General features: G+C 27.5%; 16 protein-coding genes. 7 read left to right on the plus strand and 9 right to left on the minus strand.

Annotated features, from left to right (window positions below; genetic code table 11):
* Positions 1–4: 4 nt before the first annotated feature.
* Together OCU47_RS17430 and OCU47_RS17435 are read left to right on the plus strand one after the other, a co-directional pair.
* Positions 5–3,358 (plus strand): FtsX-like permease family protein, encoded by a 3,354-nt coding sequence (locus OCU47_RS17430; RefSeq protein WP_261829871.1) that lies wholly within the window; start codon positions 5–7, stop codon positions 3,356–3,358.
* Between the two features lie 444 nt (positions 3,359–3,802).
* On the plus strand, positions 3,803–4,081 hold the full coding sequence (locus tag OCU47_RS17435) for a GNAT family N-acetyltransferase (RefSeq protein ID WP_261829872.1): 279 nt from the start codon (positions 3,803–3,805) through the stop codon (positions 4,079–4,081).
* A gap of 115 nt (positions 4,082–4,196) precedes the next feature.
* On the opposite strand, the gene OCU47_RS17440 is transcribed toward OCU47_RS17435, so the two are convergent.
* Positions 4,197–5,057: an ABC transporter substrate-binding protein gene (locus OCU47_RS17440; protein ID WP_261829873.1), complete on the minus strand. Its 861-nt coding sequence runs from the start codon at positions 5,055–5,057 to the stop codon at positions 4,197–4,199.
* Positions 5,058–5,301: 244 nt separating this feature from the next.
* Positions 5,302–5,958, minus strand: a complete 657-nt coding sequence (locus OCU47_RS17445) for a ThuA domain-containing protein (protein ID WP_261829874.1) — start codon at positions 5,956–5,958, stop codon at positions 5,302–5,304.
* Between the two features lie 126 nt (positions 5,959–6,084).
* Between OCU47_RS17445 and OCU47_RS17450 the strand changes: the two genes are divergently transcribed.
* Positions 6,085–6,984, plus strand: a complete 900-nt coding sequence (locus tag OCU47_RS17450; RefSeq protein WP_261829875.1) for an AraC family transcriptional regulator — start codon at positions 6,085–6,087, stop codon at positions 6,982–6,984.
* Between the two features lie 109 nt (positions 6,985–7,093).
* Here OCU47_RS17450 and OCU47_RS17455 read toward each other — a convergent pair whose 3' ends face one another.
* On the minus strand, positions 7,094–7,639 hold the full coding sequence (locus tag OCU47_RS17455; protein ID WP_261829876.1) for an NADH peroxidase: 546 nt from the start codon (positions 7,637–7,639) through the stop codon (positions 7,094–7,096).
* Positions 7,640–7,982: 343 nt separating this feature from the next.
* Here OCU47_RS17455 and OCU47_RS17460 point away from each other — a divergent pair, with 343 nt between their 5' ends.
* From OCU47_RS17460 to OCU47_RS17470, 3 genes are all read left to right on the plus strand, one after another.
* The gene (locus OCU47_RS17460) at positions 7,983–8,885 is read left to right on the plus strand and encodes a tetratricopeptide repeat protein (RefSeq protein ID WP_261829877.1); all 903 of its coding nucleotides are present in this window, start codon (positions 7,983–7,985) and stop codon (positions 8,883–8,885) included.
* Between the two features lie 77 nt (positions 8,886–8,962).
* Positions 8,963–9,469 carry a YcxB family protein gene (locus tag OCU47_RS17465; protein ID WP_261829878.1) on the plus strand — a complete coding sequence of 169 codons (507 nt, stop codon included), beginning with the start codon at positions 8,963–8,965 and terminating at the stop codon, positions 9,467–9,469.
* 597 nt (positions 9,470–10,066) lie between these two features.
* Complete coding sequence (locus tag OCU47_RS17470; RefSeq protein ID WP_261829879.1) at positions 10,067–10,489, plus strand: hypothetical protein; 423 nt, start codon at positions 10,067–10,069, stop codon at positions 10,487–10,489.
* A 1,209-nt stretch (positions 10,490–11,698) separates the two neighbouring features.
* On the opposite strand, the gene OCU47_RS17475 is transcribed toward OCU47_RS17470, so the two are convergent.
* From OCU47_RS17475 to OCU47_RS17500, 6 genes are all read right to left on the minus strand, one after another.
* Entirely contained in the window at positions 11,699–12,160 is a 462-nt protein-coding gene (locus OCU47_RS17475; RefSeq protein ID WP_261829880.1) for a hypothetical protein, read from the minus strand.
* Positions 12,161–12,387: 227 nt separating this feature from the next.
* Entirely contained in the window at positions 12,388–13,029 is a 642-nt protein-coding gene (locus OCU47_RS17480; RefSeq protein ID WP_261829881.1) for an ABC transporter ATP-binding protein, read from the minus strand.
* A 16-nt stretch (positions 13,030–13,045) separates the two neighbouring features.
* The gene (locus OCU47_RS17485) at positions 13,046–13,801 is read right to left on the minus strand and encodes a hypothetical protein (protein WP_261829882.1); all 756 of its coding nucleotides are present in this window, start codon (positions 13,799–13,801) and stop codon (positions 13,046–13,048) included.
* A 1-nt stretch (position 13,802) separates the two neighbouring features.
* Positions 13,803–14,249 (minus strand): hypothetical protein, encoded by a 447-nt coding sequence (locus OCU47_RS17490; protein ID WP_261829883.1) that lies wholly within the window; start codon positions 14,247–14,249, stop codon positions 13,803–13,805.
* Positions 14,250–14,595: 346 nt separating this feature from the next.
* Complete coding sequence (locus OCU47_RS17495; protein ID WP_261829884.1) at positions 14,596–15,384, minus strand: hypothetical protein; 789 nt, start codon at positions 15,382–15,384, stop codon at positions 14,596–14,598.
* Positions 15,385–15,910: 526 nt separating this feature from the next.
* Complete coding sequence (locus tag OCU47_RS17500) at positions 15,911–16,372, minus strand: hypothetical protein (RefSeq protein ID WP_261829885.1); 462 nt, start codon at positions 16,370–16,372, stop codon at positions 15,911–15,913.
* Between the two features lie 779 nt (positions 16,373–17,151).
* Between OCU47_RS17500 and OCU47_RS17505 the strand changes: the two genes are divergently transcribed.
* Positions 17,152–18,792, plus strand: a complete 1,641-nt coding sequence (locus tag OCU47_RS17505; protein ID WP_261829886.1) for a helix-turn-helix domain-containing protein — start codon at positions 17,152–17,154, stop codon at positions 18,790–18,792.
* The last annotated feature ends 2 nt before the right edge of the window (positions 18,793–18,794 follow it).

Consider the following 18,794-nt stretch of genomic DNA (forward strand, 5'->3'; position numbering starts at 1 on the left):
GCATATGAGAAAGTCATTTTTTAAGAACTTATTTCGAGATATAAAAAAGACTCTCTCTAGATTTTTATCTATAGTGATAATCATAGCCATTGGTGTATCTTTTTATGCAGGTGTTAGATCAACCAGTCCAGACATGAAAAAGTCTGGAGATATTTATTTTGAACAAAATAATCTTATGGATTATAAACTAATCTCTACTTTAGGTCTTACTGATGCTGATTTAAAAGCAGTGAAGGATGTTCAAGGTGTAGCTGATGCCAAAGGTTCATATTCCTTAGATGCAGTTACAGAAAAAGATGAAAAATCATTAGTTTTAAACATCAATTCAGTTCCAGACCAAGATGAAATCAATAAAATAAAACTGTTAAGTGGTAGGCTACCTTCTAACGCTAATGAAGCTGTAGTAGAAGCTAAATTTTTAAAGGAATATAAGCTAAATCTAGGTGATTCTATTGAAATAAAATCAGGTACTGATAAAAAAATAGAGGACAATCTCACAAATACTAAGTTCACTATAGTTGGAACAGCTCAGTCTCCCCTATATATTTCAGCACAGAGACAATTAAGTTCCATAGGAAATGGTGCTGTTAGAGGATTTATGTATATACTTCCTTCTGTATTCAAAAGTGAGGTTTACACTGAAATCTACGTTAAGACAAATTCTAATGAATCAAAAGAAAGCTTATCAAACAATGAAGAATATAAAACTTCAGTAGAAAAACTTGAAGAAAAGCTTAAATCTCTTGGAGAAGAACGAGGAAAAATACGTTATCAAGAAGTCTTAGATTCAGCAAACAAAAAAATTCAAGAAGCTGAAGATAAGCTTAATAAAGGTAAAAAGGAAGCCGAAACAAAGTTTACTGATGGTTATAAGGCCTTAGATGATGCAAAAAATAAACTTACAAAAGGTGAGCAAGATTTAAAAGATAATGAAGCTCTTTTCAATCAGAAAATGAAAGATGGAGAAAAGCAAATTGAAGATGGCAAAAATGCTCTATCAGCTGGAGAAAATCAATTAAATTCAAAAGCTAAAGAATTAGAAGCGGGTAAACTTCAATTACAGCAGGCAAAGATTAAGCTTCAGACTGGTGAAAACAACTTAATTGCTGGAAAGCAAAAAGCTGCTTCTAATATTGATAGTGCTGTAGCAGGAGAAGTTGCAAAAGCTAAAGCCCTTATAGATTCAGCTCCAAATAACCCTATATATATTGCTAAATATAATACTATAAAACACTTTTATGAAAATGATATAAAAGGAAAGAATTTCGACACTATCTATGATTCTCTGAAGCAAAGTGGAATGATATCCTTATTTAGTGGAAGTTTCGATATACAAGCTTTAAAAAATACCTTTGATAATTCAGAGAAACAAATAGCTTCTGGCAAACAACAACTAGCTGCTAATGAAAAAGCTCTTGCAGAAGGAGAAGCTAAAATAAATGCTGGAAGATCAGAATTGGAAAAGAATAAAGCAAAAATTGCCCAGGGAGAATTAGCTCTTAGTAAAGCTAAAGCAGATGGGCTAAATAAATTAACTCAAGGAAAACTTACTCTTGAAAATGGGAAAAAAGAACTTGAAAAAAACACACTTAAAATTAAAACTGAAGAAGAAAAAGCAAAAAAACAAATATCTGATGGAGAAGCTGAAATCAGTAAGAACAAACAAAAACTTAAAGATTTGAAAAATCCAGAATGGTATGTATTAGGAAGAAACGCTAACGTAGGATATGAAACCTATAGACAAGATAGTGATAGAATTGATAACATAGGCAAGGCCTTCCCTCTTATATTTTTCTTAGTTGCAGCCTTGGTAAGTCTTACAACCATGACAAGAATGGTTCAAGAAAACAGAATAGAAATAGGTACTTTCAAAGCATTAGGTTATTCTAGACTAGCTATAATTTCGCACTATTTGATATACTCATTTGCTGCCAGTCTTATTGGAAGCTTGCTTGGTATATCCTTTGGATTTAAGCTATTCCCACCACTAATAATGAATGCCTATAGTTCCCTGTACTCTATTCCAAATAAAGTAGCATTCTTTAATGTAGGAATTGCCTTGCAGGCATGTTTAATTGCAATATTATTTACTACAATAGCTGCAGTTGGTGCAACTGTGGAAGAATTAAGAGAAGTTCCAGCTTCATTGTTAAGACCTAAGCCACCTAAGGCTGGTAAAAAAATATTACTTGAATATATGCCTTTTGTATGGAAAAAACTTAAATTCACTCAAAAAGTTACTGCAAGAAATATCTTTAGATATAAGCAAAGATTCTTTATGACAGTAATAGGTATAGGTGCTTGTACTGGTTTGATGGTAACAGGCTTTGGTCTTAAAGAAGGTATAGTAGGAGCAACACAAAGACAATTCAATGAAATATACAAGTATCAGATGACAACTTCACTTAAGGACACTATTAATTTTGAAGAAAAAGATGATTTAAAAAATAAAATTTCAAAAGATTCTAATATAAAATCAACATTATTCTACTACTCAAAAAATAGTACTGCAAAAAAAGTAGATTCATCTAGTGAGGATGCTTATTTAATAGTACCTGAGAACAATACTGACATTAATCAATACATTGAATTGTCAAATAAGGATGGAAATTTAAAACTAGATGATAATGGAGTTATCATCACTCAAAAGCTTTCAAAGCTTATAAATAAAAAGTTAGGTGATACCTTTGAACTAACTGTAGATAATAAAGTTTATAATGTAAAAATATCTGCTATAACAGAGCATTATATACAACACTATATTTACATGAGTCCTAATTATTATAAAAAGGTCACTGGTAAAGACCCTGTGGTAAATAGTTTCTATGGACTTTTGAAAAATACTTCAGAAGCTAGTGAAGAAATTTTATCAAAGGATTTACAAACAATAGATAAAATAAACTCCACAACTTTTAAAAACAATGTGAAATTTGACTTTAATAGAAGTATGAGCAGTATAAACTCTGTTGTATTAATTCTTATAATTTCAGCAGGAATTCTAGCCTTTGTAGTGATCTACAACCTAACAAACATTAATATTAATGAACGTAGAAGAGAGCTTGCTACAATTAAACTTTTAGGTTTCTATAATAATGAATTAGCTGCTTATATTTATAGAGAAAATATAATCCTTACTGTTTTAGGAAGCTTAGCTGGTATATTTATAGGTATCTTCCTAGACACTTATGTAGTTTCAACAGCAGAAACAAATGTAATGATGTTTATGAGAAGCATAAGTCCAATCTACTTCTTATATTCAATACTACTTACACTATTCTTCTCTATTGTTGTAAATGTAGCTATGTACAAAAGGTTTGATAAAATTGATATGATTGAATCCCTTAAGAGTGCAGAGTAATTTGTAATATTAATAAAATTTCGACAATACTAAAAAAAGAGTACAAAATCGAAGTAATATGCGATTTTGTACTCTTTTAGTTTTAATCATGTAAAGCATCTAAAAATACATAGTTTTCTATATGATGGATATAAATGTATGTACCTTTCTGATGCCTAATAAACAATCTATATACTGGTATTTCCTAATTATATGCTATAAAATATAATTATATCAATATTTATCCAAATAATTATATATTCAAGGGGGACTTATGATAGAATTACGAAAAATCACATATTACAATTTTGATGAATGTGTGAAGTTACAACCAAATGAAGACCAAAAAACTTTGTAGCACCTAATGTAAACAGTCTTGCAGAAGCATATGTTGCCTTAGTTAATGATGAATGCATTCCTATGCCTTATGCCATCTATAGTGATGATACTATGGTGGGTTTTATAATGTTAGCATATAGTAAAGCAAATGAATCTACTGATGAAAATACCTATTGGATTTGGAGATTCATGGTTGATAAGCAATACCAAGGCAAAGGCTATGGCAGAAAAACTATGGAAAAAGTTCTTGAACTGATCAAAACCTTTCCTCATGGAAAAGCTTCATCAATTCAGCTTTCCTATGAACCAGAAAATATAGTAGCAAAGACACTTTATGCATCTTTTGGTTTTAAAGAAACAGGTGAAATTGAAGATGGGGAATTGGTTGCTAGATTAACCTTATAAAATATGAGGCAGGCATCTGCTATTTAGTAGATGCCTGCTTATTTACAATAACTTTTATACTCTAAGAACTATATTTAAACAACAATCTATTGTTTTTTGGAGATTCCTAAATTATCTATTGTCCTTTGCCCACTGAATATTCATTACCTAGGCCGTATTTTTCAAAAATTTTATCGATAACTTTAAAATTTTTCATATCATTAATTATTCTATTTAACTCATTTAACAAATTAGTATCACTTTTTCTTACTGCTATTGCTACAAATTTGGGATATTCCGGCGTATATGGTCTTATTATTTTTAAATATAACTTATCTCTATGTATTAGGTAATCTGAAACAGTGGAATCTGCTATTGCAGCAGCTATTCTTCCTGTCTCTACTGCCGATAATAATTCAGAAATATCTCCAAAAAGTATATAATCTTTTATTTTACCTTTCTTTTTCCACTCTTCTGCGTACTCCGCATGAACTGTCCCTCTTTGTGCCCCAATAACTACATTCTTTAAATCTTCTTCAAAATTAATTAATGAAACTTTAGGTATAATAATAACTTCTGAACTTTTAGATAATGGGTCAGTAAAACTTACTAATTGTTTACGTTCGTCTGTAATGGTAAGTCCAGTAACTATTACATCTATGCTAGGGTCAGTATTTAATGTTTTAAATAACTCTGAAAATGGGACTCCTTTGAATTCTATTTTATGTACACCCAGTTGTTCTGCAATGTTATTTATTAAATCTATATATATTCCAGTCTCCTTATTAGTTTTAGGATCTATGAACGAAAATGGAGGAAGATTAGTTGTTAAAACAGTTAATACTCCTTTTTCTTTTATATTTTCTAGCCTATCCTTATTTAGAATATTATTTGGAGTTGGGTTGTTAATAATTTCAGCACTACATATTTTACATAATCCAATACAATATGTGATAAGAAGTACTAAAACTATTATTTTTCTATAATTTATTTTCATAAATCCCCCCCTCTCACATCCATTACCCTATTGAATAATATTAGAACACTATTTAACTAAAATTGCTTTATAGCATTATTTTAAGAAGATTTAAGTTATTTATGCTGTCTATAAAAATATCCTTATAATTCTTTGAAATATTGTGTATCATATATTAAATTTCCTGTTATCTGATTTAATATAAATATTATTTCAAATCAAATAGAGACTTCTTAAACTCAAAAAATGAAGTAAACTATTGTCCTTATAATTTTCGCGTACACCACTCAATAGCATTTTGTAAAAGCTTTAAATACTGAGGACAAGTCAAGTTTTCAGTATTATGACCTGGAGTAACCCCACATACCTTCCCATTTCCAAGTTCATGCGCCCATAACGCGGGTTGTCTTCCATTTTGGGATACAGTATAACCTAGTATTTCTGTTGGAGAATCAGGAATCATATCTATTATATAATGTTCATCGCCTGTGGGAAAAATAAATTTATCAATACCGTTTGTTATGGGATGCATTTTTTCTGGGATGAAAGTAACCTCACAGAAAGGTGGATGACTAACAAAATGGGCATATAAAATATCTTTTGTTATCATATGATCCTCTGGTAAATCTGTTAACCCACAATGTACAGCAAGAAATCCCATACCATCATTGATAATATCTTTTTTTATTACTTTACTCCAATCATCATCACACCATATAGGTGTTGGAATCTGGTCATTTTCAATCGGATCTTTGAAAGTAACAAACAAATCTGGCGCACTTTTGCAGTTCAAAAGTTCATTAGGATTTGTTGTTACTATCAAGTTCCATAAAGTCTCTGGAAAAAGCAGGTCAATAAGCGGTTCAATGCTTGCTTTAGGATGCCAGTAGTCATCAAGTATTACTATTACATTCTTTTTCATTTTCATAACTCCTCTCAATTATTTTTATTTGCTATTTATAATAATATTTCAATTGTTTCTCTAAATCTATAACAAAACTGTGATATTATATAACAAAAGCGACAAAGAAAATTGGAGGATGAAATTATGTCAAATAAAAAAACAAAGGTTTTTCCTGTTGATATAAATCGTCGAGAAATTGCCACTCATGATGCAGGTGGTATTCAATGTATTTCTTATATAGATACTTATTTCAATAATTCATATCACTGGCATTGGCATGATGAGTTTGAAATTGCCTTTGCTTCGAAAGGTAGTGTTGATATATATATAAACAATCTTAGGTATACACTTTGTGAAAATGATGGAATATTTATAAACTCTAAAATTATACATAAGTATGCCAACGGTAAGGAAAATATCATGTGTATGCTACCAAATATACTGTTTCATTCTTCTCTGATATACGATAGCAATGATAGTATTATTAAGACCAAATATATTAATCCTGTTATAAACAATCCTGATATTTCACATATTATTTTCAAGGCTGATTGTGAAAATGATAATTTTGCTTTAAATCTTATATATGAAGCTTTTGAACTATTAGAAAATGCTTCTTGGGGTTATGAATTAGAAGTGAAAATTTGCCTTTCAAAGCTAATTCTTTATATTTGCGGTCAGATAAAATGCAATAACAACATAAACAATACTGAAACCATACTCGAAATAAATCGACTAAGATCTATGATGGATTATATAAAGCAAAACTTCCAGAAGCAACTTACTTTGAAGCAAATAGCAAGTTCTGTATCAGTAAGCATAAGAGAGTGCCAACGGTGCTTTGAAAAACTGCTTGGAACTACACCAATTAAGTATGTTAATGACATTCGTATTGATTATGCAAAAAAATTGTTGAGTCAAACGACATATTCTCTTATTGAAATTACTGAACTAAGTGGCTTTACAAACCAAAGTTATTTTACAAAAAAATTCCGCATTTCTGTTGGAATAACGCCCCAAAAATACAGAGCAGAAAAACTTTAGCTATATCCCTTTCACTACAAAATAAACTTTACAATAAAAAAAGAGATATCATAGTTTAAAATTCAAACTATAATATCTCTTTTTATAACACTATATTCTATGCTCTTTATTATTTTGCGAAATATCTATCTAATAATCCCTTGAATGCTTTTCCATGTCTAGCTTCATCTTTGCACATTTCATGTACTGTGTCATGTATTGCATCTAAGTTTAATTTCTTAGCTAATGTTGCTAATTGTTTCTTTCCATCGCAAGCACCATACTCAGCATCAACTCTCATTTGTAAATTCTTCTTTGTATCTGCTACTACAACTTCACCTAGTAATTCAGCAAATTTAGATGCATGTTCTGCTTCTTCAAAAGCTATTCTCTTATATGCTTCAGCTATTTCTGGGAAGCCTTCTCTATCAGCTTGTCTAGACATTGCTAGGTACATTCCAACTTCTGTACATTCTCCTGTAAAGTTAGCTCTTAATCCTTCAACAACTTCTGGATCAACTCCGTTAGCTACTCCTATTACATGTTCATCTGCCCATGCTAATTCTGAAGATTGTTCTTTGAACTTATCAGCTCCAACTCCACATACTGGACACACTTCTGGTGCTGCATCTCCTTCATAAATATAACCACATACTGTACATACAAATTTTTTCATAATTCTTCTCCTCCAAATTCTTATTTAATTTAATTTTTATTCTAATTATTTATATTCTAATTTTATTACTCTTTTGTTTTTCTTAAATTTCTTTGTCATCCTCTTGACAATTTTTATTATATAATAATTATTATTGTTTGTAAATAGATTTTATAAATTTTTTTATATTTTTTATATAATTTATTTTTTCTTACATAAACCCCTTTACTTTAACTGTTTGTAATTAGTATATTGATTAGATTGGCACAAAAGGAATATATAACATTAGTTTTTTATTTACATTTTTTCCTATTAGATGTAAGCTAATTAATAGATATATTTTAAAATATGAAAGGAGTTTACTATGTTAATTTTTTGCGCTGTTGTAGCAATCTTATTATTATATTTGCTGATCACAAAAAAACCTATGTATTATTGTCAAGTTGCTGCAGGGAATAGATATTTAGAATTAAAAGAATATGATGTTGCATTAAATCACTATAATAGAGCAATAAGAATAAATCCAAATAAATTATCAGCATATGTTGGTAAATCTATGACCCTTATTGAATTAAAAAAATCAGCTGAAGCCTTAGAACTTTCAACAAAGTGTATAGAACTTGCCCCTAATAAAGCTAAAGCTTATAAGCCTAGAATAATTCTCAATTGGAAACTCAAAGATTATGAAAGTATTCTTAAAGACACTGCTGTGATTTTAAATATGGATTCAAGTAATCTTTTAGCTCATACCTATAGAGCTAAAGTATATTTTCGCAAGAAAAACTATAGCAGAGCTGCAAGATATTTTTCTGACGTTATTGATTTAAATAAAAAAAATAGTGACACTTATGATTTGCTATCTGCTACTTACATTAGATTAGGAGATTATAATTTGGCCCTAGATACTGCCAATAAGTCTATTGAAATTAATTCAAATAATGCTACAGCATATACAAATCTTGCTCATGCATTATTAAAGATGAACAAAGCTAAACAGGCCAAAGAGTATATAAAGCAAGCTATTGCTATTGATAATAACATCTTTGATGAATATATGATTCTCGCAATAATAAATTTGATTGAAAATGACTCAAAGACCTTTTATGAAAGTTTAAATATAGCTCTTTCAAAGGAATTTAACTATGTTGATTATTTTGAAAATGATATATTTGACGTGGTAAGAAATCAAGAAGAATTTAAAGCATTACTAATAAAGTTTGAAGAAAAGTCAAATTCAGAAAAGCTTGAGCTTGAAAAAGTTATGTAACTTGCTATAGAAAGGATAGTGATTAGTAAGTGAATATTAAATATAAACTGGTACTAAAGGATTTGGTTGATTTTTATATGAAACATGCAAGGGACGTAAAAAAATTTCGTCTAGAAGCTATAGTGTCTAAAGAATTTATTGTCTTAGTGTATCTTATACTATATCTTATATTACCATCATCTTCTGAGAAATCTATTTTATATTGCGAATATGTGCTTATAATTATGGCTATTTTAGTCATTTTATTTGACACAAAATTAAAAATTTACATCACAAAAAGAAAACTTATTAAAATGTATAAGATAGAAGAATATTCAAGTTTGTTCGCTGAAGCAAGCATCACTTTAAATACAGAAGGTGTAGAGTATATGAATTTATTTAGTGAAACAATTTATAAGTGGGATTATGTAAGAAGTATCCATGAAGTTGATGATTATTTGATTATAATGTGCAATGAGCAAATTGTAATTCCTGTTAATTGTTTTAAATGTGAAGATGAAAAAAATAATTTTGTTAATGTTATTTGTGAAAAAACTGATTTAATAGTAAATAAAAAGTTTCCAGAAAAATTTATTTTTATTTGATTTGAGGTGGTTTATTGATGATTGAATATACTATAAACAAAAAACAATTTCTTGATTTTCACTTTGCACATATAAAAAGTACTAACTGCTATAAACGTGAAACTACACCACTTACTTTGCTAATATTACTTTTTAGCTTTCTAATTGCTCTTCTTATACTTATTTTATATCACTCTAGCATTATAGTTTTAATTACATTTTTAATAGTCCTAAATCTATCTTTAAATTTGAAAAAGATACATTTTAAATTATTAAAAAATATGTATAATCAAAGGTTTTCGGAAAACAAATATAAATACTTATTTGAAACAAGTTCTATAGAACTTGTTGATTCTGGCATAAAAATTACTACTGTTTCGAGCTCTCGGATTTATAAATGGGCTGCATTTAAAAGTCTCCACATTATTAATGATTATATATTTATCAGGACATATAGTAATAACTCTCAATTACTAATTCCTTTTAATTTTATTAGTACACCAGAAGAAAGGTCAAAACTTTTTAATACAATTGAGCAGAATACAAACTTGAAATGGCGGCCTACCTATCCTAGGGATATAGAATATCTTTAATCCTTAATTATAAGGAGCTATAATTATGAAAATTCTAAAAGTTATTGATAAAATTTTACGCAGTTTAGTTTATGCTATGTGCACAATTGGATTAATACTCTTTGTATTGTTTAGTTTAAGTTTTAGTAATTTTAGATTTGAACGTATTTTCACTGAACTAGGATTAATAAGTATGATATTTGCATTCATTTTCTACTTCTTTATAAAGAATAAATCAGGAAAAAACAAAAATACTCTAATAATATTTGCTTTAGGAATTGTAATAATTATTATTAGATTTAAATTTTTTAACAGCAGACGATATTTTGAAAAAACTTTTATACAAAGTATTTTCTCTACAGAATCACTTTTTGATCTTGTCCCATTATCTCTAATTTATCTATCTACTATATGTACTTATTTTGTTTCTAAGAAGAAATATAAGGAGCTAACACAGGATAAAAATTGATTATATAAAAAATATAAATATTAACTTAACCTTTGCATCTACAATTTTTCTCGTTATATATAAACTATAATTGAATACAGGAGAGTTCTATTTGAAAGGATATAACTATGAAAACTCTAAAAATGATTGATAAAATCTTACGTTGTTTAGTGTATGCTATGTATGCCGGGCTACTTACACTATACGGAGCATACATTTTAATGGCTTATGACATTTCAAAAACCTTAGATATTAGTTATTTGGACATTTTATTCTTTATATTTATTTTAACCTTGTACTTCTTCGTAAAAAATAAAAGAAGTCAGTTGCGTTATAACATCCTCCTTGTATTGTCAGGGATTATAATCTTGTTCTTGAGATATTATTATTGGAATATAGGTAAGTTTTCTGTACCAGGTCCTTTTATAAATACCATATTTTCTGCCAATTCAGTATGTGATCTTGTCCCATTATCTCTAATTTATCTATCTATTATATGCACTTATTTTGTTTCTAAGAAGAAAAATAAGGAGCTAACACAAGATAAAACTTGATTATATATAAAATATAAATATTAACTTAACCTTTGCATCTACAATTTTTCTCGTTATATATAAGCTATAATTGAATACAGGAGATTTCTATTTGAAAGGATATAATTATGAAAACTCTAAAAATGATTGATAAAATTTTACGTGGTTTAGTGTATGCTATGTATGCAGTGAAGATCACTATGTTTATACTATTTTTATTTGTTGATTTCAGTGATTCAAATAGTTCACCGATTATTACAAGTATAGAAAATTGTACAACTAAGTTATTTCTTATATTTATGTTTACTTTATACTGCTTCATAAAAAATAAAAGGAGTAAATTTCGTTACAATCTCCTCTTATTATTTTCGGGGATTTTGATCTTTTTCTGGAAATATTATTATTGGAATACAAGAGAAATCTATGTACCAGGTCCTTTTATAAATACTGTATTTTCCGGTAATTCACTTTTAGATCTTGTACCATTATCTCTAATTTATCTATCTACTATATGCACTTATCTTGTTTCTAGAAAGAAAAATATGGAGCTAACACAAGGTTGAATTGTAATGGAATTACCATATTATTTATAAGTATCATAATAAAGTATAGTGTGATTACCATAAACTAAAATTGATGAATATAAAACAAAAAGCAGCTTTATAGGCTGCTTTTGTCAACAGTTTGAAATAATATATCATTTCTTTCTCTTAAATAATTTCATAACACTTAATGTCATCATAGCTATGGTAATTATGCAGATAAGAACTATTATACAGGAATAATTCAATAAATTATATTTTATTAACAATGCTATTATCCACTGAAATGGAAGAGTTAATATTGCTAAAGCTATTAATAATTCGAGTGGAAATACTAGTGATGGAATATATAATCCATAATCTGAATATTTTCCAAATAATGAATTACTATCAATAGCAATAATCATCATTAATATTAGTATAATAGAAAAAAATATTAATACACTTTTTAAATTAACATTAAGTTTTATAAATATAATAACCATAATGGCTAAAATAATTATACTTGTTAAAGGAAATACCAACCAACTTATTTCATATATACTACTACGATTTATCAATAGCATTAATCCTAAAATTAGAAAATATGTAATACAAATATTTTTGAAATCTTTCATAATATAGTCACCTCTTACTTCCACTTTGTTTATATAACTACCATTTATCTTCTATATCACAATTAATGATTGACTCTACAACATGTATACAAGCAAATTCATTATCGGGTGACAGTATACAGAAGGAGATTCCACGCATTTACCACTTATTATTCCTATGCTGGTATCTTTAAATGGAACAGGGGTTACATAAGTTCCTTGAGGACAATGATGTCCCCAAAAGTAACTTATGCTTCACTTAAAACACCATTCTCCATAGTGTATACATAATCACATATTTCACTTATATCTTCACTGTTATGACTTGCTAATAAAATTGTAACTGATTTACATTTTAAATCTAAAAGCAGTTTTCTAATTTGCCTTACACCTTCTGAATCAAGGCCATTCATTGGTTCATCAAGTATTAATAGCTTAGGATCTTCCATAAGTGCTTGTGCAATTCCTAACCTTTGTTTCATACCTAGAGAATATTTCTTTACGCTTTTTTTATCATTAGGATCTAATCCAACTAAAGTAATTGTATCCTTTATTTTTTCATCACTTATTGTATTATTTATACTAGCTAAGATTTTTAGGTTTTTAAAAGCTGAGTATTGAAGTAAAAATCCTGGATTTTCAATAATTATGCCTGTACTATCAGGAAAACTGCCATTCTTAATAGGTTTATCAAATACTTTTATATCACCTTCTGTTGGGTTAATTAAACCACAAATAGCCTTAAATAGCATACTTTTACCCGAACCATTTCTGCCAACTATTCCATATGCTTTACCACTTTCAAGATTCAAATTAATATTACTAAGAACCTTTGTTCCTTTTATATCTTTTGTCAAGTTAGATATTTCTACGACTTTGTTATTTTTCATGTTTTTCCTCCTATAATCAATGCGTAATTTCAAATAAATCTTTTTTTACTATAAACCTATTGATAAAAATCAAGTTTATAAATATTAAAATAGCTAAAAATATAAATGACCACTGATAACTGAATTTATAAATCATATGTTTTATAATTAATCCTTGATTAAAAGGAAGGTATTTATCTATTCTGAAAATAGTACCGAGTGTGTTTGATAAGCATGCAGTTATTATCAAAAGTAAAAATGATAGATTGTGTTTTCTAGTAATCAGAGTACTAAAAATATATACAGTTACCAGGTAATAGCTTGAGAGTCCTAATAACATTATTATTTTGAAAATTTCAACTTCATTATTTAAATTAAAAGTTTTATTTAATGAAATTCCACATATAAAACTAATAAAAATTCCTAAAGCAAAATATATGATACAGACCAAAAAGGCAGTAATTTGTAAGCAAATATGCCAATATTGCTTGTTTCTGAGTCTTGGAATAACATATATACTTCTTGTTGCAAGCTCTTTGAAGAAATAGTTTCCTATCATATAAATTAAAAAGAATTGGTAAAGTATCCATGTAAAAACTTGAATTATGTTATTAGTTAAATTAATAGGGCCCATGAATATTATTTCAATAAACTCTCTAAATTTATGAGAATAGTCAATAAATTTAAAATTCACTGCAAACAAATAAATAAAGATAGCAATAGTACAACCTAGGTTGCCTATAGAAAAGACTGATTGTAAATTGTTTTTTATCATTCTCAAATATTTTTTCATGCTAATCACCATAACTACAATCCTTTTTCTTAGTTAATATATTTCCTATAAAGTACATTAATATAATTAATATGATCCAGTAAGCTAATCTAAAGAGTATATAAGTATTATTAGTAACTTCATATGCTGAAGAAGTCACAATATAGATATTTTTACTAAATGAAAATTTTGCTATAGTACCAAAAGAATCAAAAGCTTTACTTAAAGCATTTAATAAAATTACTAATATAAGGGAAACAACTCTTTTTTTGAAAATTATATTACACACAATAAAAAACATAGCAATAAAAAACAAGTATAATGCAGTAAATAAACTTGTAATAAATACAAATGATATTGGAGTTAATTTTTGTACAATTAACTTAATAGCTTCATTGCTATAAGATAAATTTATATTACCTGTCATTTGATGAAAAAAGTATGAACTCCATGAGTTATGAAAACTCATAAAGCTTCCTAATAGAATAGATATAATAGTGATAAAAAGGACAATTCCTATAGAAAAAACAAATGCAAAAAATACATTTCCTCTATAAATTTCTTGCTTTGAACTAAACCTAATGCTTAAATAATTATAAAAATTTTTTTTGTCAAAAATATTATATATCATCACTAGAAAAAATAAATTTATAGTAAAAAACAGCGATAAATACGAAAAGTTTTCCAATATGAAATCGTAAATATTATATGGCAAAGGTTTAGAAATCAAATTAATTAATAATGAAAATTGGTAAATAACTAATATTGTACAAAATACAAATAACTTTGTTGAGCTAATTTTGAATGCTATATAATTATAAATCTTTCTCATTCTTCAAAATCACCCCTGTATAAAACAAAATAACCCCTACTGCTAATAATAATATTGGATAGATGAACACATGAGGGGTATTTACTATAATATTTAAATCATAGATTTGTGCAAAATTAAAATTGAATACTCTATTTACTCCTAATATCTCTAAGAGAGTTCCACAAAGAATATAATAAAAGAAAGGAATTATTAGAGCTAAATATCTATTTTTAATCCAAGCTGATATTCCCAAAGCTAAGGTTGCAATAGTCATATAACATACCCCAGTAATTAAAACAAGTATAATTGCATATTCTACTCTACCTGTATTTGAATCAAGTAAATAACTAAAAGGACCACCTACTAATACTTGATTAGTTACTCTAATTCCATATTTATAAATCAAAAGCATAAGAATTATGAAACTTACCGTAATTCCTACCAGAGCACTAACAATAGCATTCACTATAACTTTGATGCAAGCATACTTTTTTATTGATAATCTTGAATATATAAATTTTGTAAATCCTGTTTCTTTTTCTAATAGGTACGAATCTGAAAAAATAATACTTGCCAATAACGGAAATATTATAACGAGAAAAGCAGCATTTGAAGTGCTTCTTATTCTTATAAAAATGTCTATTGCATCAAATGAACTTTTTAAATTAAAAAAGGGAAAAGAAAATTCTAGAAGTGCTATAATTAATACTGTTAATGTGATTAAAAAAGAAATAAGAGCATTTCTCCCAAAGAGAGCTCTTTTGAACTCGCTTTTAAAGTAATTCTTCACGTAAAAATCCATCCTTTCATAAGTTATTTGTTTAATTGTTTTGTTTAACTTAAGGTTTATATTATCAATCCTAATTGAAGGTATTACAACAATGACTCAACTAGCAACTATGTTTTGCAAGTTGAGTCATTGTTAATTTTAAGATATTTCACAGATAAATTTTGCCAGACACATCACGCTCGTGCTATGTATTCATATCTGTACGCAATGAAACATGAACTTTATATCTACATTTTACACTTTTATTCATATATTTTCTTCAATTTACATAGTATGAAATTAATTACAAATAATATTATAAAACTAAAAATTTATTTTGTAAATACGCCGTATAATTATGCTTCAAATAAGAAAAATAAGAAGCCAACACAAGATAAAACTTAAATTCTTATTTTATGTTAGCTTCATTATGAAATTACTCATTTTCTTTTAGTTATTTGATTCTTACTTTTAAATCCAACATTGATGAATATTAAACAAATAGCAGCTTTATAGACTGCTTTTGTCAACTGTTTTGAATAATGTATCATTTCTTTCTCTTAAATAATTTCATAGCACTTACTGCCATTAAAGCTATAATAATTATATATGTAGGAAACATTATGCAAGAGTAGTTTAACAAATTATATTGTTTTACAAGTATTAGTATTCCTTGAAATGGCAAAGTAAGAATTATTATTCCTGCTAATAATTCAAACGGAAATACTAATGGTGGAATGTATAATCCATAATTTGAATATTTGCCAAATAATGAATTACTATCAATAGCAATAATCATCATTAATAATAGTATAATAGCGAAAAATATTAATGCGCTTTTCAAATTGACATTAAGTTTTATAAACAAAATTATCATGAGAACTATCACTAACAAACTTATCAAAGGGAATGACAACCAACTAAATTTATATATATTTGTATATTTCAACAAAAAGGTTAATCCTAGCATTATAAAATATGTAATACAAATACTTTTAAAATCCTCCACAATATACCCCCTATTTCCATTTTACTTATATAATTACGCAACATGAATTATATGTCAATGCTATTTTTTATAACTTACCTTAATCGTAATTTGTTTCTTCTTTACACATGTTAGACTCACACCTCATTTACATTTTTTCTCACTAGATGTAATCTATAGTTAATTACAAAAAACTTCTATTTGAAAGGATATAATTATGAAAGTTCTAAAAATTCTTGATAAAATTTTACGTGGTTTAGTGTATGCTATGTATGCAGTGATGATCACTATGTTTATATTATTGTTACCTTTTGATTTTAGTGATTCAGATAGTTCACCAATTATTACAAGTATAGAAAATTGTACAACTAAGTTATTTCTTATATTTATGTTTACTTTATACTGCTTCATAAAAAATAAAAGAAGTAAATTTCGTTACAATATCCTCCTATTATTTTCGGGGATCTTGATTTTTTTCTGGAAATATTATTATTGGAATACAAGAGAAATCTATGCACCAGGTCCTTTTGTAAATACTATATTTTCTGGTAACTCACTTTTTGATCTTGTCCCATTATCTCTAATTTACCTATCTACTATATGCACTTATCTTGTTTCTAGAGAGAAAAGTACCAAACTAACACACAGTTGAATTGTAAAACAATTTATTCAATCTCCAGCTTTAAAAATATACAGATAATGAAGTATATTCCGTATTTTAAGAAAGTAACACCATGATCAGTATGTAAAATTATTTAATAAGTGTATAATTAACTTAATTTCTAATAAAAGTACTTCGTATGAAAAAGATTGATAAATTAAGAATAAATGAGGTTTGCATAAAAATGGAGTTAGAATTTGGACAATGTCTTAATATATTATTAGTTTTTAGAGGGTGGTCTGCTAGTAAGCTAGCTAAAGAAATTAATGTAGATCCATCCTACGTAAGACGATGGGTTCGCGGTGAAAGAATTCCATCTCTTCAATCAGAATATATAAATAAAATCTCCCATGCTTTTCTGCACAGAAATCAATCAGATAGCTGCAAAGCCAATTTTATAAACGAATTAAGTAGTATAGGTATTTACTTAGACAACGATAAGGAATTTTCTATTTTATTAAAAGAGGTTTTAAAGGCTTCTCAAATATACTCATTATCATTAAATAAAGCTTCAAAGAAAAATGAAACTAATGAAAAAGACATTCTAGGACTCTTAGAATGTATAAAAACTCATAATACTTCTAATTTACAAAAAGGTCATCCATATAATTTATCAATTAAAAAGGATACTATTATGAAATTTATAAGCGGAAGAGAAAACGTTCTTAGCTCTTTTATTATGCTTTTAAAAAAAGCAGCTAATAATAAAACATTACTAGAAAAAGAAATATATATAACTTTTCAAAGTGAAACTAATTATTTTGAAGGAACCCCTGAACTTTATAGTATATGGACAAGTATTATAAGGATTCTATTAGAAAATGGATGGACGATACATTATCTTTATCGATTAAATAGAAATACAGAAAGGTCGTTAAAACTTGTTAAGGAAATTATAGAATGGTGTGGTTTTAGCAACAAATTTTTTCCCTCCTACTTTGTAAAGTATGGAGTTGAGAATCCTCCTGTTGATTTTATAATTGTAAAGGGGCTTGGAGCTATGCACTGTTTTGGAGCAGATAGTAATCAATTTGTTGATAGTGCCTTCTTCTATGACCAGTCTGAAAGCATTGATGCAATTTATAAACATGTAATGAAGATGTATCGTCAAACCCGTAGTCTTATGACCATGTATAATAATATTGAAAAATACTGGGAAGTAGTTACTAATAAAGATAGATATCCCGGAGACCTCTTTGTTCAAACCTCAGAACTATATTCTTTGACAATACCCATTTCTTTGTGGAAAAAATACATTGATAGGTCTATTGAAAAAGAATACGAACGAAAACTGCATCTAGAACGGCTTAATAAAAGAATTAAGTTATTCTATCAAGATATTATTAAATATAAAGTTAGGTATTTTGTAGATTTAGAATGTTTGCTTCATATGATAAAAACTGGACAATATCTTTATTTTAATGAATACCAAAAGCCAGAATTAGAGGATATATATACCCATTTACAGTATATAATATATTTACTTGAAACCTATGAAAATTTTGAATTAGGTATTTTAACTGAAAAATATGCAAAGCTTTTTCAAGGAGTTCATTGGGAAGTAAAGGCAGATACTGTTATTATATCAACCTTTGATTTGATTAATAATAATTATATTATACACTACACCATTACAGAAGAAACTATGGCTAATGCTTTTCATGATTATTATCTAGAACTATGGGAACAGATTCCACCGAAATATAAGGATAAAGAATTAGTAATTGCTTGGTTTAAAGATCAGGCACAATGGTATAAAAGTAATATTTTAAATATTTAATT

This window comes from Clostridium sp. TW13, from assembly GCF_024345225.1.
Taxonomy (GTDB): Bacteria; Bacillota; Clostridia; order Clostridiales; family Clostridiaceae; genus Inconstantimicrobium; species Inconstantimicrobium mannanitabidum.

Excerpts from the sequence above, each read along its gene's own strand:
- OCU47_RS17430 (WP_261829871.1), top strand. The coding sequence starts at position 5 with ATGAGAAAGTCATTTTTTAAGAACTTATTTCGAGATATAAAAAAGACT.
- OCU47_RS17435 (WP_261829872.1), top strand. The coding sequence starts at position 3,803 with ATGTTAGCATATAGTAAAGCAAATGAATCTACTGATGAAAATACCTAT.
- OCU47_RS17440 (WP_261829873.1), bottom strand. The coding sequence starts at position 5,057 with ATGAAAATAAATTATAGAAAAATAATAGTTTTAGTACTTCTTATCACA.
- OCU47_RS17445 (WP_261829874.1), bottom strand. The coding sequence starts at position 5,958 with ATGAAAAAGAATGTAATAGTAATACTTGATGACTACTGGCATCCTAAA.
- OCU47_RS17450 (WP_261829875.1), top strand. The coding sequence starts at position 6,085 with ATGTCAAATAAAAAAACAAAGGTTTTTCCTGTTGATATAAATCGTCGA.
- OCU47_RS17455 (WP_261829876.1), bottom strand. The coding sequence starts at position 7,639 with ATGAAAAAATTTGTATGTACAGTATGTGGTTATATTTATGAAGGAGAT.
- OCU47_RS17460 (WP_261829877.1), top strand. The coding sequence starts at position 7,983 with ATGTTAATTTTTTGCGCTGTTGTAGCAATCTTATTATTATATTTGCTG.
- OCU47_RS17465 (WP_261829878.1), top strand. The coding sequence starts at position 8,963 with ATGAAACATGCAAGGGACGTAAAAAAATTTCGTCTAGAAGCTATAGTG.
- OCU47_RS17470 (WP_261829879.1), top strand. The coding sequence starts at position 10,067 with ATGAAAATTCTAAAAGTTATTGATAAAATTTTACGCAGTTTAGTTTAT.
- OCU47_RS17475 (WP_261829880.1), bottom strand. The coding sequence starts at position 12,160 with ATGAAAGATTTCAAAAATATTTGTATTACATATTTTCTAATTTTAGGA.
- OCU47_RS17480 (WP_261829881.1), bottom strand. The coding sequence starts at position 13,029 with ATGAAAAATAACAAAGTCGTAGAAATATCTAACTTGACAAAAGATATA.
- OCU47_RS17485 (WP_261829882.1), bottom strand. The coding sequence starts at position 13,801 with ATGAAAAAATATTTGAGAATGATAAAAAACAATTTACAATCAGTCTTT.
- OCU47_RS17490 (WP_261829883.1), bottom strand. The coding sequence starts at position 14,249 with ATGAGTTTTCATAACTCATGGAGTTCATACTTTTTTCATCAAATGACA.
- OCU47_RS17505 (WP_261829886.1), top strand. The coding sequence starts at position 17,152 with ATGAAAAAGATTGATAAATTAAGAATAAATGAGGTTTGCATAAAAATG.